This window comes from Alkalithermobacter thermoalcaliphilus JW-YL-7 = DSM 7308 (assembly GCA_001584565.1).
GTDB lineage: Bacteria > Bacillota > Clostridia > Peptostreptococcales > Peptostreptococcaceae > Alkalithermobacter > Alkalithermobacter thermoalcaliphilus.
The window spans coordinates 1,663,103-1,690,045 of the sequence record LSFY01000001.1 but is presented as its reverse complement, the minus strand read 5'-3'; the positions used below and the strand labels follow the sequence as shown (position 1 = coordinate 1,690,045).

27 protein-coding genes are annotated in these 26,943 nt (G+C 28.4%); 23 read left to right on the top strand and 4 right to left on the bottom strand.

What is annotated here, in order from left to right:
* Positions 1 to 416: 416 nt before the first annotated feature.
* The gene (locus tag JWYL7_RS08690; RefSeq protein WP_066071865.1) at positions 417 to 1,598 is read right to left on the bottom strand and encodes a pyridoxal phosphate-dependent aminotransferase; all 1,182 of its coding nucleotides are present in this window, start codon (positions 1,596 to 1,598) and stop codon (positions 417 to 419) included.
* 326 nt (positions 1,599 to 1,924) lie between these two features.
* Here JWYL7_RS08690 and JWYL7_RS08685 point away from each other — a divergent pair, with 326 nt between their 5' ends.
* The 18 genes from JWYL7_RS08685 (at position 1,925) to rsmI (ending at position 20,104) form a co-directional block, all read left to right on the top strand.
* A complete protein-coding gene (locus tag JWYL7_RS08685; protein WP_066071862.1) occupies positions 1,925 to 4,255 on the top strand; it encodes an anaerobic ribonucleoside triphosphate reductase in 2,331 nt (776 codons plus the stop codon).
* A 14-nt stretch (positions 4,256 to 4,269) separates the two neighbouring features.
* Complete coding sequence (gene nrdG, locus JWYL7_RS08680) at positions 4,270 to 4,788, top strand: anaerobic ribonucleoside-triphosphate reductase activating protein (protein WP_066071860.1); 519 nt, start codon at positions 4,270 to 4,272, stop codon at positions 4,786 to 4,788.
* Between the two features lie 120 nt (positions 4,789 to 4,908).
* A complete protein-coding gene (locus JWYL7_RS08675) occupies positions 4,909 to 6,018 on the top strand; it encodes an ABC transporter ATP-binding protein (protein ID WP_066071857.1) in 1,110 nt (369 codons plus the stop codon).
* 65 nt (positions 6,019 to 6,083) lie between these two features.
* Complete coding sequence (locus JWYL7_RS08670) at positions 6,084 to 6,839, top strand: PucR family transcriptional regulator (RefSeq protein ID WP_066071854.1); 756 nt, start codon at positions 6,084 to 6,086, stop codon at positions 6,837 to 6,839.
* Positions 6,840 to 6,923: 84 nt separating this feature from the next.
* Entirely contained in the window at positions 6,924 to 7,937 is a 1,014-nt protein-coding gene (locus JWYL7_RS08665) for a LacI family DNA-binding transcriptional regulator (protein ID WP_072280216.1), read from the top strand.
* A gap of 65 nt (positions 7,938 to 8,002) precedes the next feature.
* Entirely contained in the window at positions 8,003 to 9,262 is a 1,260-nt protein-coding gene (locus JWYL7_RS08660) for a sugar ABC transporter substrate-binding protein (protein WP_066071848.1), read from the top strand.
* A 45-nt stretch (positions 9,263 to 9,307) separates the two neighbouring features.
* A complete protein-coding gene (locus JWYL7_RS08655) occupies positions 9,308 to 10,516 on the top strand; it encodes a carbohydrate ABC transporter permease (protein WP_066071845.1) in 1,209 nt (402 codons plus the stop codon).
* A 12-nt stretch (positions 10,517 to 10,528) separates the two neighbouring features.
* Positions 10,529 to 11,365: a sugar ABC transporter permease gene (locus JWYL7_RS08650; RefSeq protein WP_066071842.1), complete on the top strand. Its 837-nt coding sequence runs from the start codon at positions 10,529 to 10,531 to the stop codon at positions 11,363 to 11,365.
* Between the two features lie 43 nt (positions 11,366 to 11,408).
* Complete coding sequence (locus JWYL7_RS08645; protein ID WP_066071839.1) at positions 11,409 to 13,358, top strand: amylo-alpha-1,6-glucosidase; 1,950 nt, start codon at positions 11,409 to 11,411, stop codon at positions 13,356 to 13,358.
* 146 nt (positions 13,359 to 13,504) lie between these two features.
* The gene (locus tag JWYL7_RS08640) at positions 13,505 to 13,708 is read left to right on the top strand and encodes a DUF378 domain-containing protein (protein ID WP_066071836.1); all 204 of its coding nucleotides are present in this window, start codon (positions 13,505 to 13,507) and stop codon (positions 13,706 to 13,708) included.
* Positions 13,709 to 13,784: 76 nt separating this feature from the next.
* Positions 13,785 to 13,976, top strand: a complete 192-nt coding sequence (locus JWYL7_RS08635) for a sigma factor G inhibitor Gin (protein WP_066071833.1) — start codon at positions 13,785 to 13,787, stop codon at positions 13,974 to 13,976.
* A gap of 81 nt (positions 13,977 to 14,057) precedes the next feature.
* Positions 14,058 to 15,443 carry an aminotransferase class I/II-fold pyridoxal phosphate-dependent enzyme gene (locus JWYL7_RS08630; protein WP_066071830.1) on the top strand — a complete coding sequence of 462 codons (1,386 nt, stop codon included), beginning with the start codon at positions 14,058 to 14,060 and terminating at the stop codon, positions 15,441 to 15,443.
* 10 nt (positions 15,444 to 15,453) lie between these two features.
* Positions 15,454 to 16,077, top strand: a complete 624-nt coding sequence (gene tmk, locus JWYL7_RS08625) for a dTMP kinase (RefSeq protein ID WP_066072481.1) — start codon at positions 15,454 to 15,456, stop codon at positions 16,075 to 16,077.
* A 2-nt stretch (positions 16,078 to 16,079) separates the two neighbouring features.
* The gene (locus tag JWYL7_RS08620; RefSeq protein WP_066071827.1) at positions 16,080 to 17,015 is read left to right on the top strand and encodes a DNA polymerase III subunit; all 936 of its coding nucleotides are present in this window, start codon (positions 16,080 to 16,082) and stop codon (positions 17,013 to 17,015) included.
* Positions 17,012 to 17,905, top strand: a complete 894-nt coding sequence (locus tag JWYL7_RS08615) for a PSP1 domain-containing protein (protein ID WP_066071824.1) — start codon at positions 17,012 to 17,014, stop codon at positions 17,903 to 17,905. The genes JWYL7_RS08620 and JWYL7_RS08615 overlap by 4 nt, the downstream gene beginning before the upstream one ends.
* A 51-nt stretch (positions 17,906 to 17,956) precedes the next feature.
* Entirely contained in the window at positions 17,957 to 18,493 is a 537-nt protein-coding gene (locus JWYL7_RS08610; protein WP_066071821.1) for a TlpA family protein disulfide reductase, read from the top strand.
* Between the two features lie 12 nt (positions 18,494 to 18,505).
* Positions 18,506 to 19,261: a tRNA1(Val) (adenine(37)-N6)-methyltransferase gene (locus JWYL7_RS08605; RefSeq protein WP_066071818.1), complete on the top strand. Its 756-nt coding sequence runs from the start codon at positions 18,506 to 18,508 to the stop codon at positions 19,259 to 19,261.
* The gene (rsmI, locus tag JWYL7_RS08600) at positions 19,262 to 20,104 is read left to right on the top strand and encodes a 16S rRNA (cytidine(1402)-2'-O)-methyltransferase (protein ID WP_066071815.1); all 843 of its coding nucleotides are present in this window, start codon (positions 19,262 to 19,264) and stop codon (positions 20,102 to 20,104) included.
* A 37-nt stretch (positions 20,105 to 20,141) separates the two neighbouring features.
* Here rsmI and JWYL7_RS08595 read toward each other — a convergent pair whose 3' ends face one another.
* Positions 20,142 to 20,384, bottom strand: a complete 243-nt coding sequence (locus JWYL7_RS08595) for an AbrB/MazE/SpoVT family DNA-binding domain-containing protein (RefSeq protein WP_066071813.1) — start codon at positions 20,382 to 20,384, stop codon at positions 20,142 to 20,144.
* A gap of 118 nt (positions 20,385 to 20,502) precedes the next feature.
* Between JWYL7_RS08595 and JWYL7_RS08590 the strand changes: the two genes are divergently transcribed.
* Together JWYL7_RS08590 and JWYL7_RS08585 are read left to right on the top strand one after the other, a co-directional pair.
* Entirely contained in the window at positions 20,503 to 21,441 is a 939-nt protein-coding gene (locus tag JWYL7_RS08590) for a DNA double-strand break repair nuclease NurA (protein WP_066071810.1), read from the top strand.
* Positions 21,442 to 21,451: 10 nt separating this feature from the next.
* A complete protein-coding gene (locus JWYL7_RS08585) occupies positions 21,452 to 23,293 on the top strand; it encodes an ATP-binding protein (protein ID WP_066071807.1) in 1,842 nt (613 codons plus the stop codon).
* Positions 23,294 to 23,314: 21 nt separating this feature from the next.
* Here the strand turns inward: JWYL7_RS08585 and JWYL7_RS08580 are convergent, their stop codons facing one another.
* The gene (locus JWYL7_RS08580) at positions 23,315 to 23,500 is read right to left on the bottom strand and encodes an H-type small acid-soluble spore protein (RefSeq protein WP_066071804.1); all 186 of its coding nucleotides are present in this window, start codon (positions 23,498 to 23,500) and stop codon (positions 23,315 to 23,317) included.
* Positions 23,501 to 23,561: 61 nt separating this feature from the next.
* Positions 23,562 to 24,992 (bottom strand): nicotinate phosphoribosyltransferase, encoded by a 1,431-nt coding sequence (locus JWYL7_RS08575; RefSeq protein WP_066071801.1) that lies wholly within the window; start codon positions 24,990 to 24,992, stop codon positions 23,562 to 23,564.
* Between the two features lie 132 nt (positions 24,993 to 25,124).
* On the opposite strand from JWYL7_RS08575, the gene JWYL7_RS08570 reads away from it, so the two are divergent.
* From JWYL7_RS08570 to JWYL7_RS08560, 3 genes are read left to right on the top strand one after another with little or no spacing between them, the layout of a single operon-like run.
* Positions 25,125 to 25,763 (top strand): MtnX-like HAD-IB family phosphatase, encoded by a 639-nt coding sequence (locus JWYL7_RS08570; RefSeq protein WP_066071798.1) that lies wholly within the window; start codon positions 25,125 to 25,127, stop codon positions 25,761 to 25,763.
* A 43-nt stretch (positions 25,764 to 25,806) separates the two neighbouring features.
* Complete coding sequence (locus tag JWYL7_RS08565; RefSeq protein WP_066071795.1) at positions 25,807 to 26,379, top strand: nucleoside recognition domain-containing protein; 573 nt, start codon at positions 25,807 to 25,809, stop codon at positions 26,377 to 26,379.
* 1 nt (position 26,380) lies between these two features.
* Positions 26,381 to 26,902, top strand: a complete 522-nt coding sequence (locus tag JWYL7_RS08560) for a spore maturation protein (protein WP_066071792.1) — start codon at positions 26,381 to 26,383, stop codon at positions 26,900 to 26,902.
* Positions 26,903 to 26,943 lie beyond the last annotated feature (41 nt).

Here is a 26,943-nt window from a genome sequence, read left to right as displayed (position 1 = left end):
AATATGATGAGGCTATTAAAATATACAAAGAAATAATAAATGAAGAGCCTGGATTTGATAAGCCTTATATTGAATTATCAAATATATATAAAGTTAAGGGATTTTTGAATTTGATAGAAGATACCTTAAAAGATGGAATAGAAAATAATATTTATATCAAATGAACAGGTAAGTAGTATATTTTTCAATGATGGTACACAAGTTCTTGGAATAAATCTTGAAGCAGATTATGATTCTATCATATCAAAATTAGGAAAACCACTTAAAGAGTGGGACGATAATGAGTCAGATTTTACAGGGTACACTTTATTATATGAAATAGGAGATTATACATTATACTTTAGGGATTCTGAAAAAAACAACAAATATTATCTTCAGGTGAAAAAGTAAAGATGAAGCATTCAGCTTCATCTTTTTTAGGTTAAACTGTTAATAAACTTGTCTATTCTGTGGATACCTTCTATAATATCATTTTCACTACAAGCATATGAAATTCTAATATAATCATCTATTCCAAATGCTATACCTGGAACAGCAGCAACCTTTGTATTATCTAATAGTTGTTCACAAAACTCTATTGAAAGGCTTTGTTTAAAATTAATTTTATCTTTTAGTTTAGAAATATCTATAAATACATAAAAGGCACCTTGTGGATAAATATAATCTATATCTTTTATATTAGATAACATAGAAATTACTAAATCTCTACGTTTTTTATAAGTATTTACCATTTTGTTTATTACCTTTTTATCATGCTTTAAAGCTCCATATCCTGCCCATTGAGATATCGTAGAAGGATGCGAAACTAAATGTCCTTGAACAATAGAAATAGCTTTAGCTAATTCCTTGCTAGATGCTGAATATCCAAGTCTTAATCCAGGCATAGATGCAGATTTAGAAAGACCATTTATAGTGATAGTAATTTCTTTAGCCTTATCTGATATAGATGCTATGCTTACGTATTCGTTTTCATAGCAAATTCTTTCGTATATTTCATCAGATATTATATATAGATTGTTTTTAATACATACATCAACTATATCTTCAAGTTCTTTTCTAGAGTAAACAGCTCCTGTTGGATTAGAAGGATTGCATATAAGAAGGATTTTAGATTTAGGTGTTATACACTTTAAAATATCATCAGGCTCAACCTTAAAATTATTTTCCTTGTTTGTTTCTATAAATACAGGAACTGCACCTACTAGCTTTACCATCTCTGGATAGCTTACCCAATAAGGTTTTGGAATCAAAACTTCATCTTGATAGTCAAGCAAAGATATTAAAGTATTGGTTATAGCGTGCTTAGCACCACTTGAAACAACTATCTGATCAATATCATATGATATATTGTTTTCGCTTTTTAATTTATCACAAATTTCTTTTCTTAAGTCTTTAACTCCAGATACCAAATCATACTTAGTTTTATGTAAGTTTAAAGCCTCTATAGCTTCTTTTTTAGCAAGATCTGGAATATTAAAGTCAGGTTCTCCTATGCTTAAGTCTATTATATTTTCTCCCTTTTCTTTTAATTGTGAAACCTTAGAACTTATTCCAATTGTAAAAGATGGGGTTATATAACTAAGTTTTTTTGAAATCATAACTTCCTCCTCATATTTATTATTTGTAACAAAATATATTATAACTTATAAATAAAAACTTTAAACAAAGTCTTGATATAAAAAAATTTTTGAGATATGAAAGCCTTAAAAATACTAAACTTCAAAAAAATGATATAGTAATTTCAATGCATACATGGTATTTGACTAAGTAAAATAAATTTGATAATCTATGTATAAGTTAAAAGTGAAAAACACCCTTTAACTGAGTTAAGGGGATTTTTTTTGGGTACATAATACTATATATTGTGGTGTATAATATGATATACACAATATAATGTATAGTAACAGAGCGGCGGAGGTAGATTATGGTAGATAAAGTTCAAAAAAGAGATGGTAGAGTTATAAACTTTAACAAAGAAAAAATAACAAGAGCTATATTCTTAGCTGCTTCAGAGGTAGCACAAAAAGAAGGAAAAGTACCTGACTATAATCTAGCAGAAGAATTAGCAGATAAAGTAGTAAGTTACATAAATAAAAAATATATAGATAAAGTACCGGGTGTTGAGGATATACAAGATGCTGTAGTTAAGATATTAATAGAGAATGGACATGCAAAGACTAGTGAGGCATACATTTTATATAGAGCAGAAAGAAGCAGAATAAGAAATTCAAAGACTAGACTTATGCAGGCAATAGAGAAAATAACTTTTTCAGATGCAAATAAAGCAGATATAAAAAGAGAAAATGCAAATATAGATGGGAATACAGCGATGGGAACAATGCTTCAATATGGAAGTGCTGTTTCAAAGGAGTTTTGCAAAACATTTGTTATAAAGCCAGAACATGCAATGTCTCATGATAGAGGAGATATCCATATACATGATATGGATTTTTTAAATATGGGTACATTGACATGCTGTCAAATAGATCCAATAAAATTATTTGATGGTGGATTTTCAACTGGACACGGATTTTTAAGAGAACCACAAGATATAATGAGCTATGCAGCACTAGCGGCCATAGTAATTCAATCTAATCAAAACGATCAGCATGGTGGACAAAGTATTCCTTTTTTTGATTATGGAATGGCAAAAGGGGTTATAAAGACATACAAAAAACTTTACAAACAGCACGTGTTAAACTTTATAGAATTTGAATATGGAAAAGACATAGAAAAGCTAGAAAAAGAATTTTCAGACTTTGTAAACGAGCATATAAAAAGTATAGATATAAATGAACACGACTTATTTATAGAAAAAATAAATGACATAATACAAGATAAAGAAAAGTCTAAAAAAATTCATCACTTTGCTGTCGATAAGGCATTAAAAGATACTGATAAAAGAACTTATCAAGCAATGGAAGGTTTTGTTCACAATTTAAATACAATGCATTCAAGAGCAGGAGCTCAAGTTCCGTTTTCAAGTATAAACTTTGGAACAGATACAACAAGTGAAGGAAGACTTGTAAGCAAAAATCTTTTATTAGCATTTGAAAGAGGTCTTGGAAATGGAGAAACTCCTATATTTCCTATATTAATATTTAAGGTAAAAGAAGGAGTAAACTTAAACGAAGGGGATCCTAACTATGATTTATTTAAATTAGCGTGTAGAGTATCATCTAAAAGATTATTTCCAAACTTTAGCTTTATAGATGCTCCGTTTAATCTTAAATATTACGAAAAAGGAAATCCACATACAGAAGTAGCGTATATGGGATGTAGAACAAGAGTAATATCGAATGTATGTGGCCCAGAAATAGTTACAGGAAGAGGAAATCTTTCTTTTACTACAATAAACCTTCCAAGATTAGGTATAAAACATGGTTTAGTAAATAAAGAAACTGCTGATATGGAAGGATTTTATAAAGAGTTAAACGAGAAAATGGATCTAGTGATAGAACAGCTATTAGAAAGATTTGAAATACAGGCATCGAAAAAGGTTAAAAATTTCCCATTTTTAATGGGACAAGGTGTATGGATGGATTCAGATAAGCTATCTAGCGAAGATACTATAAGAGAAGTAATAAAAAATGGTACACTAACAGTAGGATTTATAGGTCTTGCAGAGTGCTTAAAAGCTTTAACAGGCAAGCATCATGCAGAATGTGAAGAATCTCAAAGGCTAGGAATAGAAATAATTAAGACAATGAGAGAAAGGTTAGACTTAGAATCTAAAAAAAGAAATCTAAACTTTTCTTTAATAGCAACTCCAGCAGAAGGATTAGCAGGAAGATTTACAAAGATTGATAGAAAGTTATATGGAGTCATAGAAGGGGTTACAGATAAAGAGTATTACACTAACTCATTCCATGTACCAGTTAACTATAAAATATCAGCATACGATAAAATTCGAATAGAAGCTCCTTATCATGAACTTACAAATGCAGGACACATAACCTATATAGAACTTGACTCAAATCCATCTGACAACCTAGAAGCATTTGAAACAATAGTTAGAGCAATGAAAGATTTAGGAATAGGTTATGGAAGTATAAATCATCCTGTAGATAGAGATCCAGTTTGTGGATACAATGGAGTTATAGGAGATGTTTGTCCTAACTGTAATAGAAAAGATGGAGAAGATGGAATATATTTTGAAAGAATAAGAAGAATAACAGGATACTTAGTAGGTACAATAGACAGATTTAACAATGCTAAAAGAGCAGAAGTTAAAGATAGAGTAAAACACATATAACTTGAGGTGGTGCTATGAAAATAAGACTTGCTTCAGATTTAATTACTGATAGCATAGTAGATGGCCCTGGTCTTAGAACAGTAATATTTACACAAGGGTGTAAGCATAAATGCAAGGGTTGCCACAATCCTCAAACCCACGATTTTAATGCAGGTTTTGAAGTTAAGGTAGATGATATAATAAATAAAGTGAAAACTTTAAAACTGCAAAGAGGAATAACATTAAGTGGAGGAGACCCATTTGAACAAGCACAGCCTTTAATTAAAATATGCAAGGAAGCGAAAAAATTAAATTTAGATGTATGGGCTTATACAGGTTATACATTTGAAGAAATCATGAAAAATGATAACCCAAACCACAAAGACTGGATTGAGCTTTTAAAAAATATAGATGTATTGGTTGATGGACGATTTATACAAGAAAAGAAAGATATATCAATAAAATTTAGAGGATCTAAAAATCAAAGAATCTTAGACGTTAAAAGATCTCTTATCGAAAAAAGACCAGTTATCTTAAAACAATATCAAGACTAAAAGGTGGCATATGCTACCTTTTTGTTTTTAATATACAAATATATTTGTTTAAATTAACTATATAACAAAAATAGAAATTGTCTTAATATTTATATAAAATAAGTTTAAGGGGTGATATATATGGCGGGATTATTATTAAAAGATATATGTAAAGTTTATGAAAATGGATATGAAGCTGTAAAAAATGTTAATATAGAAATAAAGGACAAAGAGTTTGTAGTACTTGTAGGACCATCAGGATGTGGAAAATCAACAACTCTTAGAATGATAGCAGGACTTGAAGATATAACATCTGGAGAACTTTACATAGGAGATAGACTTGTTAATAATGTATCTCCTAAAGATAGAGATATAGCTATGGTTTTCCAAAACTATGCACTTTACCCACATATGAGTGTATATGATAATATGGCGTTTGGTTTGAAATTAAGAAAAGTACCTAAAGATGAAATAGATAAAAAAGTAAAGCAGGCAGCAGAAATATTAGATCTTTCTCACCTTTTAGATAGAAAACCTAAAGCACTATCAGGGGGACAAAGACAAAGGGTAGCATTAGGTCGTGCTATAGTAAGGGAGCCACAAGTGTTTTTAATGGATGAACCTTTATCTAACCTAGATGCAAAACTAAGAGGACAAATGAGAACAGAAATAAGTAGACTTCACAAAGAACTAGAAGCTACATTTATATATGTTACACATGATCAAGTTGAAGCTATGACAATGGGAGATAGAATAGTTGTAATGAAAGATGGAGTTGTTCAGCAAATGGATACTCCTCAAAAGATTTATGAAAAACCAAACAATATGTTTGTTGCTGGATTTATAGGAAGCCCACAAATGAACTTTATAGATGTAGATTTAAAAGAAGAAGGCGAAGACATTATAGCAACATTCGAAAACATATCTATAAAAATTCCTAAAGGAAAAGGAAAAGTATTAAAAGATAAGGGATATATAGGAAAAAAAGTGGTTATGGGTATAAGACCTGAAGATATACATGATGAAGAAATATTCTTAAGTGCATCTGAAGATACAATATTTGAAGCAGTTGTAGATATAAGAGAAATAATGGGAGCAGAAATATATGCTTATTTAAAAGTTGGAAATATACCTATAACAGCAAGATTTGATGGAAGGGCTAAAATAAATTCAGGAGATAAATTAAAACTTGCATTTGATGGCAACAAAATACATATGTTTGACAAAGAAACAGAGCTTAGCATACTATAAACTTAAAAAAGGATAGTTTATTTAAAATAAACTATCTTTTTTTCAATACATAGGAAGGAGATAAAATGAAAGATCTTATTAAATTTTTAGAAGAAAAAATAGATAAAAAAATAAACATATATGAGTACGATGAAAAGCTAAAGGATAAGTACCAAGAAGTAAAATTTGATGGAAAAAAATATTTAATAGAAATAAAAGAAAAAGAATATCAAAGCATAAAAGGACATACATATATACTAAAATGCAATGAAAATCAAAAAGAGGCAATAGATATATTAAAAAACTTATTTTTAGAGTGCAGTATATACAAAAAAGAAGACTATATAATCCTTGTATCAGATCAAAAAAATATAGATACAAAAAAGATAATAGATATTTTAGAAAGTGAAGTTTATGTATCTGTAAAAATAGTATACATAGGATACATAAGCGATATAGATCAGCTAAATATTAGATTAAATGTAGCAAAAGATATAATAAAATACACTCAAAGAACAAACGAAAAAAGAGGAACATTTAAACTGAGAGATTTTATAAAATATGATATACTTTCAAGCCTTGAAAATGATAAGATAAAAAAATATATAAGTTATATATTTGAAGAAAAAGATATATCTTTACTTGATAAAGAAACAATAAAAACAGCACTTGAATTTATAAATTGTGATCTTAACATAGCCAAGACTTCTAAAAAGCTGTATATACACAGAAACACTTTAATTTACAGACTAGATAAAGTAAAAGATATCCTAGGGCTTGATTTGAGGAAATTTGAAGATGCATTTTATTTTTACATAGGAATATTTTTTTGGAGAAAATAAAAAATATATTGATTTATCTAAAAAAATCTAGTATCATATAATTACAAAAGATGATGCAAACGGTTGCACAAGGAGGGGATCTAAATAAAAAAATCAGTAAACATAAAAGATGTAGCAAATTATGCAGGCGTTTCTCCTTCAACAGTATCTAGGGTTATATCTAACGATGAAAGAATAACTGAACCTACAAGACAAAAGGTTATACACGCTATGAATATCTTAGGATATTATCCAAATGTAATAGCCAGAAGTCTTGCTAATAGAAAAACTAATACAATAGGACTTATTATGCCATCATTTTCAGATATGCTGTTTATAAATCCATTTTTTCCTGAAGCTTTAAGGGGAATAAGCAGTGTATTATCTGAAAACTCTTATGATATATTAATGTCTACTAATAGTAAACATAAGGAAGAATTAGAATCAATACAAAAGTTTATAAGAGGAAAAAGAGTAGATGGAATAATACTTATGAGTTCTAGAGTAAAAGATGAATGCATAGAATTTTTAAAACAATCAAAATTCCCTTTTGTAGTTATAGGATCATCACTAGAATACAATGATATAAATTTTGTAGATAATGACAACGAAAAAGCAACATATGATATAACAAATTACCTTATACAAAAAGGATGCAGCAATATAGCATTAATAGCAGGAAGTATAGATTTAGTAGTTACTATAAACAGACTTTCTGGATATAAAAAAGCTCTACAAGAAAACGATATACAAATAAATAATGAGTATATAGTAGTTGGAGAGTTCTTAGAGGAAAGTGGTTATATATCAGCTAAAAGGCTTTTAAGTTTAGAAAATATACCCGATGCAATAATAGTAGCAGATGATATTATGGCACTTGGAGTTATAAAAGCTATAAAAGAAAAAAATCTAAAAATACCAGAGGATATATCTATAGCAAGCTTTAATAATAGTATATTAGCAAAAACTTCAACTCCAACACTTACATCTGTTGATGTTAATCCTTTGAAATTAGGAATGAGTGCAGCATCTATACTTATAAATTCAATAGATAAAAATGATAAGTCAAAAAGTTTAGTAGTAGATTATGAAATTATTTTTAGAGATTCTACTAAGTAATTTTTTTTAGGCTTTATGCAAGCGATTGCATAATAATATATATTAAACTAAAGGGAGGTTTTAAAATGAAACTGCTTAAGAAATTAAGCATGATACTGTCAGTACTTCTTATATTTGCAGGAGTATTGAGTGGATGCTCTAATCAAAACGAGGTAAATTTAGAGGAATTAGAAAAGGAAGTTTCTAAGGAAATCAAGGGGGACATTGTATTCTGGCATGGTTGGTCAGGAGCAGAAGAAGAAACACTTAAAGAGGTAATAAAATTATTCCAAGACAAATATCCAGAAGCTAAAGTTAATCCTGTTCCAGTAGTATTTGAACAATTACAAGACAAATTAAAAGCTTCTATGCAAGCAGGAGAAGCTCCAGACTTATTCTTAGGTCCAAATGACTGGGTTGGAGTATTTGCAACGCTAAATCAAATAGAGCCTTTAGATGCTTATTTAGCAGATGTTAAAGACAATTATATAGAGTCAGGACTTGAAGCAGGAACATATGAAGGTATGCTATATGCTCTTCCTGAGTCTATAGAATCTCCAGTTCTTATATATAATGCAGACTTAATAAAAGAGGCTCCAAAAACTACTGATGAGTTAATAAAATTAGCAGTAGAACATACTAATGAAGCTGAAGGAAAATATGGATTTGTAATGGATATAAGCAATTTCTACTTTAACAAAGGTTTCTTTGCAGGATTTGGAGCAAATATATTTACAGATGAAAATGCAAACATAGGGTTTGAAACTGAGCCTACAGTAAAATACTTAAACTTCCTAAATACTCTAAGAAATGAAAAGAAAGTTATACCAAAAGAAATAGACTACAATGTTATGATGAGCCTATTTACAGAAGGAAAAGCAGCTATGATGATAAATGGACCTTGGTCTTTTGGAGATTTAGACAAATCAGGTATAAACTGGAGAGCAGCTAACTATCCAGTTATTTCAGAAACTAATAAAGAAGCTGAGCCTTTTATGGGAGGAAAAATGTTATTCTTACCTAAAGCAGCTAAAAATAAAGAAGGCGCAGTTGAGTTTATGAAATTCATGACATCTCCTGAAATATCAAAAATATTTGCAGAAAAAGCAGGTCACGTTCCAGCTAACAAAAATGTTGATTTAGGAGATAACTGGAAAATAAAAGCTATACAAGATCAAGTTAAATTTGCAAAACCAATACCAAGTATACCAGAGATGGCACAGGTATGGGAGCCAGCTCAAATTATGGTAGATGAAGTATTAAGCGGAAAACAAACTCCACAAGTAGCAGTAGAAAACGCAAGAAATACTATAATAAACAAAATAAAGGAAATGAGAGGTAAATAAAAAGGGGCCTTAAAGGCCCTTTTACTCTAAGAAAGGGAGATCAATATGGTTAAAAAAGATAATAAAATAGCATATTTGTACTTAATACCAGCTTTTTTGATAGTAATGATAATATCTTTTGGACCAATACTTTATGGGATATGGCTATCGTTTTTAAATGTAAATTTATACACTATGGGAGAAGAAAATAGAATAAAAGAAATACAAAGTAATATGGAAAATACAATTAATATTATAGATGCTGCTAAAAAACAAAACAGACAAGATTTAGTTAAAAAATACGAAGAAAAACTTAAAATATACGAAGAGCAAAGAGATAATCTAACAAAATCTAAGATACAATCTGTAAAAAATACAATTTCAACACTTGAAAATGAAATAGAAAGATTAAATGAAAATAAGGACGATCCAAAGATAAATAAAAGAATAATAGAAAAACAAATACAAATAGAAGGATATAAAAATGAACTTGAGTATTTAAATGAAAGATTAGAAAATAAAGAATTTTACAAGCCTATAAAATTTGTAGGCCTTAGAAATTATAAAAGATCTTTACAGTCTTTAGATTCTGAATTTGTTAAGGTACTTTTTAGAACAATAATTTGGACAATAATAAATGTATTTTTCCATGTTACTATAGGAATATTCCTTGCACTGCTTTTAAATAGAGAAGATTTAAAAATGAAAGGACTTTATAGAACAATACTAATACTTCCTTGGGCTGTACCTCAGTTTATAACAGCTCTTATTTGGAAGATACTGTACCATTCACAGTTTGGATTTATAAATAAACTTTTAAACTCAGTAGGAATTCCAAGTGTTCCATGGCTTATAAACGAAAGATGGGCTTTTGTATCTGTTATAATAACTAATATTTGGCTAGGATTTCCATTTATGATATTAGTAGCAACAGGAGCACTTCAAAGTATATCTAAAAGTTTATATGAAGCAGCAGATATAGATGGAGCAACGCCTATGCAAAAGTTAAGACTGATAACTTTACCTTTAATAAAACCTACAATGATTCCAGCTACAATATTAGGTACTATTTGGACATTTACAAACTTTAACGTAGTTTACCTTATAACTGGAGGAGGGCCAAATAAGTCAACAGAACTTATAGCAACTTATCAGTATAATGCTTTAGTTGGAGGAAACTATTCATTAGCTGCTACTTATTCAGTTATAACATTTATAATCCTTGCAATATTTACAACTATAAATACAAAAGTATCAAAGGCCTTTGATGAATAAAGGAGTGATATTATGAAGAAAAAAATAAGTTTAGGCCTTATATTAAGCCATATAATACTGATTATAGCGTGTATACTTACAATAATTCCTATTTGGTGGGTTTTGAATACTGCACTTAGCAATAGAGTTTCGATTGCATCAACACAAATTTCGCTTATTCCTGAAGGCTTTACATTTAACAATTTTATTGAAGTATTTAGGAATAAAAACTTTACACTCTGGCTTAGAAACTCAATTATATTTTCGGTAGGAACAACTTTATTGACTTTATTTTGTGCAACCATAGCTGCATATGCATTTTCAAGATTTGATTTTAAAGGAAAAAAAGTTGGGCTTATGTTTTTTATAGTTTTAATGATGTTACCTATAACAGCTGCTATGGTAGGTCAGTTTAGAATTTTTAGAACATTTGGACTACTTAATAAATATATAGGTATGATCCTTCTTTACTCTGCAGGAGCTATGGCGTTTTCTATTTGGAATTTAAAAGGATATTTTGATACAATACCAAAATCTTTAGAAGAAGCAGCATTAGTTGATGGAGCTAATAAACTTCAAATATTCTTAAATGTAATACTTCCACTATCAAAGCCTGCTCTTGCAATAACAGCACTATTTATATTCATAGTTCCTTGGACAGATTTTGCAGCAGCATTTTTATTCATATCAGATCCAGATAAATACACTTTAGCCATGGGGCTTTACCAATGGGCATCAGATCCTAGAAATATACCTTGGCCATTATTTGCCGCAGGTTCGATAATAGTTGCAGCACCACTTGCAATATTATATCTAGTTTTCCAAAGATATATAGTATCAGGACTTACTGTTGGTGGTGTAAAAGAATAGATCAAAGCTCCCTTTTGGGAGCTTAATTTAAGGGGGCTTTAATATGAGATTTGGAAAAAAGGATTGGAAAACTTATGAAAGTGGTATCCAAAAAGAGTGGATACTTACCAATGGACTTGGAGGCTTTGCATCATCTACCATAGTAAATTGTAATATAAGAAAATATAATGCACTTTTAAATGTCTCTTTAAATCCACCTATTAATAGAACTGTTTTATTATCTAAATTAGATGAAGAAATAATAATAGGTGATAAAAGTTATTATCTAGGCACTAACAAAACAGTAAACGGAATAAAAAATAAAGGATATCTTTATCTTCAACAGTTTATATTTGAAGATGTTCCAAAATTTATATATTCAGTAGAAGATATTTTTATAGAAAAGGAAATAGCTCTTGTATATAAAGAAGATAAAGTTGTAGTTACATATGAAATAGAAAGTAAAGATAGCAGCTTTATTTTTAGGTTATATCCTTTCACTAATTATAAAGATCATCATCAAAATTCTAAGAAGAATGATTTTATATACAAACAGTTTGAAATAGAAAATGGAGTTAGATTAAACCTAAAGGAAAATGAAAAAATAAACATATATATTAAAACAGATATTGGAGAATATATACAAAGCGAAAAGTGGTTTGAAGGTATGTATTATGACAACGAAGAATACAGAGGATTAGATCCTATAGATTATCATTTTATACCAGGGTATTTTGAAGTTAAAATAAATCCAAATACTAAAACAAAAATATCATTTATTGCATCTACAAAAGATTTCGATGACTTAGATGGATTTAAAATGATACAAAATGTAAAACAAAGATATAAAGATATAGTAAAAAAAGCACACTATGAAGATGAATTTGCAAACAAATTAGTAAGAGCATGTGATGACTTTTTAGTTTATAGAAAATCTACAAATACTAAAACAGTAATAGCAGGATATCCTTGGTTTACAGACTGGGGAAGAGATACTATGATATCTTTAACAGGCCTTACTTTACTTACAAAAAGATTTGATGATGCAAAGGAAATTTTACTTACATTTATAAACTATTTAGATCAAGGCCTTATTCCTAATATGTTTCCTGATGAAGGATATGATCCACTTTATAATACAGTAGATGGAACACTATGGTATTTTTATGGTGTATATAAGTACTTAGAATACACAAAAGATTATGATTTTGTAAAAAATAACATATACTCAAAGCTAAAAGAAATAATAAATTATCATATAAACGGAACAAAATATAATATAAAAATGGATAATGACTTTTTGATTACTGCAGGTGAAAAAGGAACTCAATTGACTTGGATGGATGCAAAGGTAGATGATTGGGTAGTAACTGAAAGACATGGAAAAGCAGTTGAGATAAATGCTCTTTGGTACAATGCTTTAAAGGTTATGGAATACCTTTGTAAAGAATTTAAAGAAGATTATTCATATTATGAGGATATAGCTTTAAAGGTAAAAGAAAACTTTAATAAATTGTTTTGGAATGAAGATAAAAAATATCTATACGATGTTATAAATGAAAATATTAAAGACGATAAAATAAGACCTAATGCGATATTTGCAGTAAGTTTACCTTATAGCGTATTAGATAGTCAAAAACATAAGTATATAGTAGATAGAGTGTATAAAGAACTTTACGCAACATATGGAATAAGATCACTAAGTCCTTATGAAGATGAATATATAGGAGTATATGGAGGAAATAGATATAAAAGAGATGCAGCGTACCATCAAGGAACAACATGGGCTTGGCTTATAGGGCACTTTATAACTGCATATGTAAAAGTATATGGAAAAAGTGATAATCTTATAAAGAAATTTATAGATCCTTTTAAAGATCACATAAAAGACCAGTGCGTAGGTCAGATAGCAGAGATATTTGATGGAAATGAACCTATAATTCCTAGAGGATGTTTTGCTCAAGCTTGGTCTGTAGCAGAAATATTGAGATGTTATGTCGAAGATTTAATCTAATTTTGTCTATTCCCAGGGAAATATACATGAAAAAAATAGAAAAAAATCATAAAAAATCCTATGAAGGCTCCAATAACCTAATATGTTTTTAGTTATATCTGTAATACTAATAATAAATAATTAATCATTTCAAAAGGAGTGAAATTATGAATAGATTAGCCTTATTATTAGTTATAATAGGTGCACTAAACTGGGGTCTTATTGGACTTTTTAGATTTGACTTAGTAGCAACTTTATTTGGAGGTATGTATAGTTATATAAGCAGATTAGTATATATACTAGTAGGTCTTGCTGGAATTTATGCTATAACATTTTTATTTAGAGATACAGAAAAAAGAGAATTAACATAAAAAGGGGGCAAATGCCCCTTTTTTGTATGCAAAAAATAAAAGTGGGAATAATAATTTTTAGGAAGGAGATGAGAATATGTTAGATAATGGTATGGGAAATAGAATATGCTATATGTGCAATGAAGAAAAATCAGGAGGAATAGAAGTTTTAGGAAACTACATATGTAGAAGATGTGAAGAAGAAATGATAAGACAAGATCTAGATGAACTTAAAATGGAATATTATAAAAATAATATAAAAAGTCTTTGGAAAAACAGATTCTCATAAAAAAGGGTAGAAAGCAATTTCTACTCTTTTTTTAATGAATAAAGTGTATAATAAAAAATATAAAGTTTAAAGGAGGAGTATATGTTTTACAAAAAAATCAAAGACATAACAGATAATCTTGTATCATTTCATGTACCAGGACATAAATATGGAAGATTAATTGATAAATACAAAGATTTTTACACAAATATTCCTGAAATAGATACAACTGAGATACCAGGAACAGACAATCTTTATGAATGTACATCGATTATAAAAGATTCACTAAATAAAGCAAGTAAAGTATTTAAAAGCGATTATACATTTTTTTTAGTAAACGGCTCAACGTGTGGAATATATGCTATGATAATGACAGTTACACAGCCTAAAGATAAATTAATAATTGCAAGAGATTGTCATCAATCAGTAATAAATGCATGTATATTAGCAGATATAGAGCCTATATATATATATCCTAAAATAAATAAAGAGTTAGGAATTTCTATGGGAGTAAGTTATGAAGATGTAGCTAAAGCACTAGATGAAAATTCTGATGCAAAAGGGCTTATCATAACATCTCCTAATTATTTTGGCATAGCTTCAGATATAAAAAGAATATCTGATCTATTAAAAAAACAAAATAAATACTTTTTAGTAGATGAAGCACATGGAGCTCACTTAGGACTTAGTGATCTTATTGTAGATAGTGCTATTTTAAATGGAGCAGATATGGTTGTTCAAAGTACCCATAAAACACTTCCATCATTTACACAATCTTCAATGCTTCATGTAAAAAGTGATAAAGTAGATATAAAAAAGTTAAAATCCATCTTAAAAATTGTACAGTCTTCAAGTCCATCGTATATATTGATGTCTTCTTTAGATATGGCAGTTAATATATATGAAAAAGAAGGAAAATACCTTATGAAACAACTTATAGAAAACATATTAGACCTAAAAAAGTTTTGCAAAAGCCTTAAAAATATAACTATATTTGAAAATGACGATATGACTAAAATATATATAATAACAAAAAAGATACGTAAATCTGGTTATCAAATTGAACAACTCCTAAGAGATGAGTATAATATACAAGTAGAGCTTTCTAATTTATGTGGAGTATTGTTGGTAAGTAGTATAGCAAATACTAAAGATGACTTTGAAAGATTAAAAAAAGCTCTTTTAGATATAGATAATTTAATTGGAGATGAAGATATTTCTTATTTTTATAAAAATATATATCCAAACAAGATTTTAAATCCAAAAGAGGCATTTTATAAAGAAAAGAAAAAAGTAAGAATAAATGAGGCTATAGGAAAAGTTTGTGGAGAATATATAATACCTTATCCTCCTGGAATACCAGTTATATCTTTAGGAGAGCAGATAACAAAGGAAATAGTAGATTATGTAATACACTTAAAAGAAATTGGAATGACAATAACAGGAGTTGAAGATGAAAGTTTAAACTATATACAAGTAATTGACTAGAGGTGATATTTTGAACGGATTTTTTATAACTTTTGAAGGGCCTGACGCCTGCGGAAAATCTACTCAAATAAATCTTTTGAAAAACTATTTTCAAGATAAAGGATACGATGTAGTAGTAACAAGAGAACCAGGAGGAACACTAATAAGTGAAAAAATAAGAGCTTTAATATTAGATAAAGAAAACAAGAATATGTCATACAAAACAGAAGCACTTTTATATGCAGCATCTAGAGCACAACATATAGATGAACTTATAAAGCCATCTTTATTACAGGGAAAAATAGTAATATGTGATAGGTTTATAGATTCTAGTTTAATCTATCAAGGAATAGGTAGAAATTTAGGTATAGATAAAATATATAATCTTAATTTATTTGCAATAGAAGATACATTGCCAGATATTACAATTATATTCCAAATAGAGGAAGAAGAAATACAAAGAAGAAAAAACAGACGAAAAAATTTAGATAGATTAGAATGTGAAAAAGACGAGTTTCATAAAAAAGTTTATGAAGGATATAAAATATTAAAAGATATATATCCTGAAAGAATAAAAAATGTTGATGCAAATGGGACAGTAAAGCAAGTTCATGAAAGAATAATAAAACTTATACAAAATGCAATGGAGAAGTAGATATGTTTGATAATATCTTAGGACAGGAAAGAGCAAAAAAATTTATAATAAATTCTTTAAATCAAAACAGAATAAGTCATGGATATATATTTCATGGCCCAAGTGGAGTAGGAAAGAAAGAATTTGCTATTGAGTTTGCAAAACTTATGCTAAACACTCAAAAAATAGAAAATTCACCAGATATAAAAATATTAAATCCAGAAGGAGCATATTTTAAAGTAAGTCAAATAAGGCAAATTACTGTTGATATATCTGTAAGACCTTACTCAAACAAAAAGATATATATATTAAATCAAGCTGATAAAATGACAATACAAGCCCAAAATGCACTTTTAAAAACTCTTGAAGAGCCACCTAGCTATGCAGTTATAATTCTTATTACAGATAATATTTACTCTCTTTTAGATACTATAAAGTCAAGATGCGAAATAGTAAGATTTACATTACTTCCTCAGCAAGAAATAGAAAATTACTTGATACAAAAAGAAAATATACCAAAAGATAGAGCAAGATTTATATCTTGTTTTTCTTCAGGTATATTATCAAGAGCTTTAGATTTTATATATAAAGAAAATATAGACGAATATAGAAACTTTATAGTTGAATTTATAAATACTTTATTTAAACAAGAAAAAATACCTGTTTTAGATAAAGTAAAAGATATGGAAAGTTATAAAGAAAATATATATAATATTTTAGATATTATGATGGCATACTTTAGAGATAGTCTAATAGTAAAAGAAGAAGGAGACGAACAGATTATTATTAATTTAGATCAAATAGATTTTGTAAAGGATTTAAGCAGAAAACTTACCTATTTTCAAATATGTAAAGTTATTGATATAATAGATAAAACTAGTAAATATATAAAAAGTAACTGTAACTTTAATCTTTCATTAGAGGTTATGGCTTTGAATATACAAGAGGTGATCAAATGACAAAAGTTGTTGGAATTAGATTTAAAAAAGCTGGTAAGATATACTATTTTGACCCGTTAGACTTTGATTTAAAAGTAAACGATAAGGTTATAGTAGAAACAGCTAGAGGATTTGAATACGGAAATGTAGTTGTTGGTATTAAAGAAGTAGAAGAAAGTCAAATAGTTCATCCTCTAAAACCTATAGTTAGAATTGCAACAGATGAAGATAAAGCTATAAATAAAGAAAACAAAGAAAAATCAAAAGAAGCTTTCGATATATGTATCGAAAAAATAAAAAAACACAATTTAGATATGAACTTAATAGATTGTGAGTACACTTTTGATAGAAACAAACTAATATTTTATTTTACAGCAGAAGGAAGAATAGACTTTAGAGAATTAGTAAAAGATTTAGCTTCGATATTTAAAACAAGAATAGAATTAAGGCAAATAGGAGTAAGAGATGAAGCAAAATCAATAGGAGGCCTTGGCCCTTGTGGAGTATCACTTTGCTGTTCTACTTGGCTTGGGGATTTTCAGCCTGTATCTATAAAAATGGCAAAAGATCAAGAGTTATCACTAAATCCTACAAAAATATCTGGAATATGTGGAAGATTATTTTGCTGTCTTAAATATGAACATCAAACTTATAGCGATATACTAGAAAATATGCCACCTGTAAATTCAATAGTACAAACTCCAGATGGTCAAGGAAAAGTTATAGATATTTATACACTTGAGGAAAAAGTAAAAGTTCAGTTTGAAGGAACTGAAAAAAAAGAAGGAGATATAAAAGATTATAAGTTAGAAGATATAAAAATAATAAAAAAATCTAATGAATGTGGTGGATGTTGCAAAGATAATTTAGATAAAGAGTTAGAAGAAGAACTCAAAAAGCTTGAAGATTAAGGTAGGAACTCCTACCTTAATTTTTTCTAATACATAGGAAGGAGAGTAAAAATGAAAAGGTTTATATTATTTTTATTTTTAATTATTTTTATGATATCATCAGTAGGCTGTGAAAAAAAAGAAAAGCAGACTATAACAGAAGATAAAAATATACAATATGGAATACATGAAGGAAATAAAGCCTATGATTTTATTTTGACAGATTCAGATGGAAAAAAGGTAGCCTTATCAGATTTTAAAGGAGAAAAAGTATTCTTAAACTTTTGGGCTAGCTGGTGTAAATATTGCGAAATAGATAAACAAAAAATAGCTTCTTTACAAGATGAATACAAAAATATAAAATTTTTAATGGTAAATTTAACTGAACTTGAAAAAATAAATAAAGATCAAATAAGAGATTATCTTTTTAGATATTCAAAAGATTTTGTTCTTTTATATGATGATGAGTCTTATGCTGCATCTATTTATAGTGTAGCTGCAATTCCAACATCATATATAATAGATGAAGAAGGAATAATAAGAAAAATGATAGTAGGTCCGATAACTAATAGACTTGAAGAAGAAATAAGACAATTATTAGATAACTAAAGGAGAAATGGTATGGCTGATGTACTTTTGAAAGAAAATGAAAGAATAGATGATCTTCAAATAAAAAATTTAAAAATAATTCAAGATAAAAGTGGATTTTGTTTTGGAATAGATGCAGTACTTTTAGCAAACTTTGCAAAAATAAAAAAAGACGCAAAGGTTGTAGACCTTGGTACTGGAACAGGAATAATTCCTATACTTTTAGCAGGAAAAAGCAAGGCAAAGGAAATAATAGGAGTAGAAATACAAAAACAAGTAGCAGATATGGCACAAAGATCTGTTAAACTAAACAACTTAGAAGATAAAATAAAAATAATAAATGAAGACTTAAAAAACCTAGAAGGAAAACTACAAACACATGGATTTCATGTAGTATTGTCTAATCCTCCATATATGCATCCAGACGGACTTAAAAATCCTAATGATAAAAAGGCTATATCAAGACACGAAATAATGTGTAATTTAGAAGATGTTATTAAAGCTGCCTCAAGACTTTTAATGCCTCATGGAAAATTTTTTATGATACACAGACCAACTCGCCTTGCAGATATAATTGTACTTTCAAGAAAGTATAGATTAGAGCCTAAGGAGATAAGATTTATACATCCAAAGGCAAACAAAGCTCCAAATATTATGCTAGTTCATTTTGCAAAAGACTCAAAACCAGAGCTGAAAATATTAGACCCTATTTATGTTTACGATGAAGAAGGAAATTATACAGATCAAATAAAAGAAATATACTCAAAAGAAGATATAGGAGAGAATTAAATGAAGGGAACGCTTTATATATGTCCAACTCCAATAGGAAATTTAGAAGATATAACTATTAGAACAATAAATACACTAAAAAGTGTAGATTTAATAGCAGCAGAAGATACTAGACATACAATAAAACTTTTAAACCACCTAGGAATATCAAAACCTCTTATAAGTTATCATGAGCACAATAAATATACTCAAGGAGAAAATATAATAAATAAACTACTAAATGGAGAAAATGTAGCTTTAGTATCAGATGCAGGTATGCCTGGAATATCAGATCCTGGTGAAGATTTAATAAAGCTTAGTATACAAAACGATATAAATGTTATAGTTTTACCTGGGCCAAGTGCATTTGTAAATGCGCTTGTTGGATCAGGCATTTCAACATCAAAATTTGTATTTGAAGGCTTTTTAGAAAGAGATAAATCTTCAAGGAAAAAGCAGCTTGAAAAATTAAAATATGAACAAAGAACAATAATATTTTATGAGTCTCCTCATAGACTAAAAAGCACACTAGAAGATATTGCTAAAACATTTGGAGAAGATAGAAATATAGCTATATGCAGAGAACTTACAAAAAAATATGAAGAATATATAAGAAGTGATTTAAAAACTGCACTAGAAATATTTAGTGATAGACAAGTAAAAGGAGAATTTGTTTTAGTATTAGAAGGATTTAAAGGAGAAAAAGAAGAAATAAATATTTATGAAAATTTAAGTATAAAAGAATACGTAGTTAAGTTGATGAATGATGGAATAAGGAAAAAAGATGCAATAAAACAAGTAGCAAAAGAAAGAAATCTTCCTAAAAATGAAGTATATAAAGAAGTTTTAGATATAGAAAAATAGGCCAATTATTGTAACATAATTGGCCTTAAATTAAATATTAAAGAGAACTTATTTTAGATATACACTCTGAGCAGATATTTTTTCCTTCAAAAGATTTAACTTCTTTTGCGCTTGAACAAAATACACAAGCAGGTTCATATTTTTTTAATATTATAGTTTCGCCATCTACATATATTTCTAGTGCATCTTTTTCTGATATATTTAAAGTACGTCTAAGTTCTATAGGTATAACAATTCTTCCAAGTTCGTCAACTCTTCTTACTATTCCAGTAGATTTCAAGGGACACCCTCCTTTTTTATACATTTTTCGACAACATCTTTATTTATATAATAGCAAAGTTGTAAAAAAAAGTCAATAAAAGTGTTAAATTTAACAAAAATAGATAGGGTGAGTATATATGGAAATAAATGAATTATTGATACAAGAGTTTAAAAAAACTAATGAAAATCTAAAACAAAAATTAAGATCAATAAAAAAAGTAGAAAAGCAAAAATTAAGAGATCTTTTAGATATAAAAAAAGCTAGAAAGCTAAATAAAGACGAAATGAAAAATATATTGAACAATAAAGATATAGTAGGTGTAGATGGAAGTAAAAATAAAATAGGAAATTTATATCCTCATTACATAATAGCTATACAGGCTCTTGCAAAGCCTGTAGACTCTACTAAAGAACCTATTTACTTAAATCAGATTTATTGTCCTTTGATAGAAGGAGATGAAGATGATGAAAATAAGGAAAAAAGTATGATGGCAAAACTAGAAGCTCAGGTTAGTATAGAGGCTATAAAAAAATATACCCCTTACTTAGTAATGGTAGATGGATCTTTAATGACTTATAGGATAAGGTGTGGTAAGGAGTGGGATGAACTTAGACAGTTAGCAGTTGAAAATAATTGCTTGTTAGTAGGTGTAATAGAAGAAATTAAAACAAAGGAAATTTCTTTTCATTTATCTAAACACATAGATATAGATGATCAAATATATGATAAAGATTTATTATTTGGAGTATTAGATGAGGGGGAATATGTAATTATAGAGCCAGATAAATCAAAGAAAAATAAAGAAGGAATAGTATCTTGTTTTTTCAGAACATCGAAAGATCCAAGTGTTATAGGGATAGATATATTAAAAAGTCAAATAGATTATATAGATACTATATGCTCTATTATATATACACTTACAAATCCATCGGGAAGAGGAATTCCTATATGGATAGACATAGTTGATAAAGAAGTGAAAATATCTAATGAAATGATAAATGTATTAGCACAAACTTATATAGATAAAGAGCTTTTAGAAATATTTATAAATCCAAAGAGAGAAAAGAGAAGTTAGGAGGAGAAAAATGCAAGTAGTAGGTTTTACAACTCAACAAGAAGTTAATATAGCAGGAAAAGATAGGCCTTTTAAGATAAATGAAATACTGATAGTACAAGATGAGTATCAGGGGGATCAATTAGTAGAAGTTTATGATACAAAATCATACAATAAGTATATTCCTTTAAGTGTAAATGAAGGATTTATTGATTCTAATATGACTGAAATACTAAATAATATAGGATATAAAGTAGGAGAGGAAACTATACATATAGCAAAAGCTAGGTTGTTAGTAGAAGCTGATTATCCTATACAAACAGGATCAAAAGTAAGAAAACCAAAGTTTGAAGAAGTGAAAGATATATTTGTAAAGTGTAAAAAAGAACAAGGACTTGTATTAGGAGAAATTAGATCAACAGAGGATATATTAAATAGCCTTGATGATGATTTGAAAGATTTGTTTTGTATATATGATAAAGCAAATATAAGAAAACAAACAGGTATTCCTTTTATATTTGATATAAGAAAAATGCAGCAATATCCACATATAGGAATATTCGGGGGATCAGGATCTGGTAAGAGTTTTGGTATTAGAGTTATATTAGAAGAAATTATGAAACTTAATGTTCCAACTGTTGTGTTTGATCCTCATTTTGAAATGGATTTTTCGAATCCTTGTATAGAATTAGATGCAAAATATAGAGATGATTTTGCTGGAAAATTTAATGTATATAGAGTAGGAGTAGATGTTGGAATTAATTTTGAAGAATTAGATAAAAATCAGCTCAAAAAACTTCTTGCTATATCTTCGTCTTTGACAGATTCTATGATAAATGTAGTAGATACTCTTCATCAAAATAAAGATACTTATGATACATTTATTCAAAGGCTTAAAGATTTAAGCGAAGGACATGCTATTGGTTCATTAGACAAAATAGATAAAAAAATAATTGAAGCTCAAGATCAGATACAAAGGCAGACATATGAAAGAATTAGAAATATTTATTCTAAATACGAAAAGACTTGTCCAGCAGCATCAGTAAATGGTATTATATGGAGATTAAATAGACTTTATCACGAAGGTATATTTGGAAAAGACATAACTTTTATAGAGGACGGATTAAGAAAAGGAAAACTTGTTGTAATACAAGGGGATATGAGATTGATAAAAGTATTCTCAACTTATGTACTAAACAAATTATACTTAAAAAGAAGAGAATACAAAGACTGTAAATCAAAGCATATAGAAAGTGAATTTTTCCCTCCTTTTATAATAGTAACTGATGAAGCTCACAATTTTGCTCCGAAAGGACAAGATGCGCCTTCAAAGGGAATAATAAAGGAAATAGCTCAAGAAGGTAGAAAGTATGGAGTGTTTCTAATTTTAGCAACACAAAGGCCAAATTTACTCGATGAAACAGTAACTGCACAGTTAAATACAAAGTTTGTATTTAGAACTGTAAGAGGACAAGATATAAGTATAATAAAAGAAGAAACAGATATAACTTCAGAAGAGTCAAAAAGACTTCCATATTTAAAATCAGGAGATAGCTTTGTATCATCTGCAATAATGGGAAGAACTATACCGATTAGAATTAGAATGGCAAAGACTACAAGCCCGCATACTGAAAATCCATTTGAAGAATTTGAACAGTTCATACAAAAGAGCAAAAACTATATATATGAAAATATAAAAGAAAGTTTTCCTATAAGAGAAATGCAAATACCTGATATAGTATTGCTTCTTGAAAAAAAAGATATAAAAATCAGTGCAAAAAATTTAATAGATGAGCTAGAAAGATTAGTTGAAGATGGGAAAATATCAAAAGAAGAAGGGATATTTGGCGTAACTTATAATAAAATAGACTAAAAGGATGGATAATCCATCCTTTTAGTGTTTTTCGTTTTCAACTAGCTCCATTACTGGAACTTCCATTCTTTCACTATTATCTAGGTATCTTACATAAGCAGAATTTGTTTGGTTGTTAATACTTTCAATCCAAACTGGTTTACCCTTGTATATAACTTCTACATTTTCAGGTGAAGCAACTATTTCTTTCGCTCTTCTAATTTGCATAAAAGCACCTCCTAGATAATAGTATTGAATATAATTTATAAAAATATGTGACTGTAGGTTCTTATTTTTTTCTCATTTCATTTATCATGTTATTTTTAAGTGTCCAAAGTTTTTCGGAAAGGTCTACTTTATATTCTTCAGGAGAAGTTATTCTTCTGTATTGTGGCCATAAAGTATCTAGTTCATCTTTTACAAATTGTCTTATTTTCATTATATCTTGTTTTTCATAAACACATTTACCATTTATAAATAAAGGCTTAAGAAGTCTTTTTGCTGTAAAGTTTTTGAATGTTTTTTTCTTCCAAGTATATATAGGATGGAATATAGTAAGTTCTTTTGATTCATCTATTACTTCATCCTCAAGGATGATAAGGTCAGCTTCTGCTTTATTATATTTGTTGTATATTCTAACAACATTTTTAAATCCTGGATTTGTAATTTTTTCAGGATCTTCAGATATTTTTATTTTAGGAATTAACTTATTATTTTCTTCAACAGCACATAATTTATAAACTCCTCCAAGTGCAGGACAATCACTAGAAGTTATAAGTTTTGTTCCAACGCCCCAACTGTTTATTTTAGCTCCTGAAGATTTAAGTTCAAGTATTTTATACTCATCAAGATCATTTGAAGCTACAATAGATGCATCATAAAATCCTGCTTCATCTAGCATAGATCTTATTTCTTTTGAAAGGTATTCCATATCTCCTGAATCTATTCTCACACCTAAAGGCTTAAATCCTTTATCTTTAAGTTGTTTAAACACTTTTATAGCATTTGGCATACCACTATTTAATACATCGTAAGTATCAACTAAAAGCAAAGTTTTATTAGGATATGTATTAGCATAAGCTTTAAATGCTTCAAGTTCAGAATCAAACTTTTGAACCCAGCTATGAGCGTGAGTCCCAATAACAGGAATATTAAACATTTTACCAGCAAGAACATTTGCAGTACCACTACATCCACCTATTACAGCAGCTCTTGCGCCATAAATACCAGCATCAGGTCCTTGTGCCCTTCTTAGTCCAAACTCTAAAACAGGATCAGATCCAGCAGCAAAGCAAACGCGAGAAGCCTTTGTGGCTATTAAAGACTGAAAATTAACTATATTAAGCAAAGTAGTTTCTATAAGTTGAGCTTGGTATAAAGGAGATTTAACCCTTATAACAGGTTCATTAGGGAACATAACTGTTCCTTCCTCAACAGCATATATATCTCCTGTAAATTTAAATTCTCTCAAAAATTCTAAAAAAGTATCATCAAACATATTTAATGACTTAAGGTAAGAAATATCATCATCTTCAAACTTTAAATTGTTTATATATTCTACAAGCTGTTCTATACCACAGACAATAGTATAGCCACCATTTGAAGGGTTTTTTCTAAAGAACATATCAAATACAACTATATCGTCATGTACATTTTCTTTAAAATATCCATTCATCATTGTAAGTTGATAAAGGTCTGTAAGTAGTGTTAAGTTTCTCATAGCTACCATCCTTTTAATAATATTAATATTTTTGATGAAAAATTTAGTAAGTTTATGATAATATATATAATACCACAAATAATTCAAAAAATGAGATTGTTATTTTTTCTCTAAGTAGACAGGGGTGGTATTGTGGAATATATAGTAATTTGTGACTTTGATGGAACCATAACAACTGAAGATACATGCGTTGCTATGGCCAAAAAGTTTGCTAAGGGAAACTATGATCAGCTTGAAAAAATGTGGATAGAAGGAAAGCATGATGCACAGTATATAAGTCAAAAAATATTAGATATGCTAGATGTAAATGAGCAAAAACTAAAAGAATATATAAGATCTATAAAAATAGACCCATACTTTAAAGACTTTATAGACTATATAAGAAAAAATAGTCTAGAATTTTACATACTTAGTGATGGATTTGACTTTAATATAGATAACATTCTTGAGGAAAATGAAATTAATGGAATAATGACATTTTCAAACATATTAAAATTTGACAACGATAAAATAATTGGAATTTTTCCTAATAAAAACGATGAGTGCACAAAGTGTGGGAATTGCAAAAAAAACATAATAGAAAATATAAATATAGACAACAAAAAAATAATATACATAGGTGATGGATATTCAGATAGGTGTGCATCAAAGCTTGGAGATTACATATTTGCAAAAGGAGAACTTGCTCAGTATTTAAAAGGTAAAGACATAAAATTTTATGAATATGAAAATTTCAAAGACATAATAGGATACATTAAAAAAATAAAATAAAAATTATGGCCTCCTCATAAGATTACATGAGGAGGTTTTTTTTATGAATAAAATATGGATTTATATGATATGTATAGGAATAATAAACAGTTTTATATTTTCAAGATTACAAGAACTAAATAAAGTAATAATAACTGAAAGTGCAAAAGGGGTAGATTTTACTATAAGTCTTATAGGGATTATGGCCCTTTGGATGGGAATTATGAATATAGCAAAAGAATCTGGCCTTGTAGACTTGATAGGAAAATGGCTTGAACCAGTTATAAAGTTCTTGTTTCCAAATATAGTAAAATCAAAAGAAGCAGTTTCTTACATATTAATGAATATGTCATTAAATATGCTTGGAGCATCTAATGGAGCTACTGCTTTTGGGCTTAAAGCTATGGAAAAAATGCAACAGATAAATCCTAACAAAACTAGTGCATCAAGTGATATGATAATGTTTTTAGTTATAAATATGTCATCAATACAACTAGTTCCTATAACAGTTTTAAAGATAAGACTAGATGAAGGGTCTGTAAATCCAAGTGAAATAATTTTTACTACATTGTTTGCAACAGCTATATCAACACTAGTTGGTATAGTATCTTGTAAACTAATGGAAAGGAGCAGTTGATTTGAATACATTTTCTAATACAGTAATTCCATTAATTATATTAATAATAATAATATATGGAAAATATAAAGGAATAGATGTTTATGATAGTTTTGTTAAAGGAGCATATGAAGGAATAAAAACAGCCTACAAAATAGCTCCATATCTAATAGGAATATTTTTAGCACTTGGAATATTTAAAGAAGGCTATGGGATGGAAATTCTAGAGGCGATTTTATATCCAATACTTAGAATATTTAATATACCAAGAGAGTTAATATCACTAGTTATAGTAAAGCCATTATCTGGAAGTGGATCTTTAGCTTTATACAAAGATATAATAGGAAGAGTTGGAATAGATACAGTAACAGAAAGAATGGCAGCAACTATCTTAGGATCTTCAGAGACTATATTTTATACTATGGCAATATATTATGGGAGTTTAAAAATAAAAAATATAAGATACACATTATTTTGTGCACTTGTAAGTCATATGGCAGGGGTGCTTGCATCTATATTTATATGTAGTATTGTTTTTAGATAACTATGTTAAAAAATATATACTATTCCTCCTGAAAATGAAAA

Coding starts and splice junctions, on each gene's coding strand:
- JWYL7_RS08675 (WP_066071857.1), top strand. CDS start 4,909: ATGGCGGGATTATTATTAAAAGATATATGTAAAGTTTATGAAAATGGA.
- rsmI (WP_066071815.1), top strand. CDS start 19,262: ATGAAGGGAACGCTTTATATATGTCCAACTCCAATAGGAAATTTAGAA.
- JWYL7_RS08580 (WP_066071804.1), bottom strand. CDS start 23,500: ATGCAAATTAGAAGAGCGAAAGAAATAGTTGCTTCACCTGAAAATGTA.
- JWYL7_RS08615 (WP_066071824.1), top strand. CDS start 17,012: ATGACAAAAGTTGTTGGAATTAGATTTAAAAAAGCTGGTAAGATATAC.
- JWYL7_RS08655 (WP_066071845.1), top strand. CDS start 9,308: ATGGTTAAAAAAGATAATAAAATAGCATATTTGTACTTAATACCAGCT.
- nrdG (WP_066071860.1), top strand. CDS start 4,270: ATGAAAATAAGACTTGCTTCAGATTTAATTACTGATAGCATAGTAGAT.
- JWYL7_RS08605 (WP_066071818.1), top strand. CDS start 18,506: ATGGCTGATGTACTTTTGAAAGAAAATGAAAGAATAGATGATCTTCAA.
- JWYL7_RS08610 (WP_066071821.1), top strand. CDS start 17,957: ATGAAAAGGTTTATATTATTTTTATTTTTAATTATTTTTATGATATCA.
- JWYL7_RS08650 (WP_066071842.1), top strand. CDS start 10,529: ATGAAGAAAAAAATAAGTTTAGGCCTTATATTAAGCCATATAATACTG.
- JWYL7_RS08635 (WP_066071833.1), top strand. CDS start 13,785: ATGTTAGATAATGGTATGGGAAATAGAATATGCTATATGTGCAATGAA.
- JWYL7_RS08575 (WP_066071801.1), bottom strand. CDS start 24,992: ATGAGAAACTTAACACTACTTACAGACCTTTATCAACTTACAATGATG.
- JWYL7_RS08670 (WP_066071854.1), top strand. CDS start 6,084: ATGAAAGATCTTATTAAATTTTTAGAAGAAAAAATAGATAAAAAAATA.
- JWYL7_RS08565 (WP_066071795.1), top strand. CDS start 25,807: ATGAATAAAATATGGATTTATATGATATGTATAGGAATAATAAACAGT.
- JWYL7_RS08645 (WP_066071839.1), top strand. CDS start 11,409: ATGAGATTTGGAAAAAAGGATTGGAAAACTTATGAAAGTGGTATCCAA.
- JWYL7_RS08685 (WP_066071862.1), top strand. CDS start 1,925: ATGGTAGATAAAGTTCAAAAAAGAGATGGTAGAGTTATAAACTTTAAC.
- JWYL7_RS08620 (WP_066071827.1), top strand. CDS start 16,080: ATGTTTGATAATATCTTAGGACAGGAAAGAGCAAAAAAATTTATAATA.
- JWYL7_RS08630 (WP_066071830.1), top strand. CDS start 14,058: ATGTTTTACAAAAAAATCAAAGACATAACAGATAATCTTGTATCATTT.
- JWYL7_RS08640 (WP_066071836.1), top strand. CDS start 13,505: ATGAATAGATTAGCCTTATTATTAGTTATAATAGGTGCACTAAACTGG.
- JWYL7_RS08590 (WP_066071810.1), top strand. CDS start 20,503: ATGGAAATAAATGAATTATTGATACAAGAGTTTAAAAAAACTAATGAA.
- JWYL7_RS08585 (WP_066071807.1), top strand. CDS start 21,452: ATGCAAGTAGTAGGTTTTACAACTCAACAAGAAGTTAATATAGCAGGA.
- JWYL7_RS08660 (WP_066071848.1), top strand. CDS start 8,003: ATGAAACTGCTTAAGAAATTAAGCATGATACTGTCAGTACTTCTTATA.
- JWYL7_RS08690 (WP_066071865.1), bottom strand. CDS start 1,598: ATGATTTCAAAAAAACTTAGTTATATAACCCCATCTTTTACAATTGGA.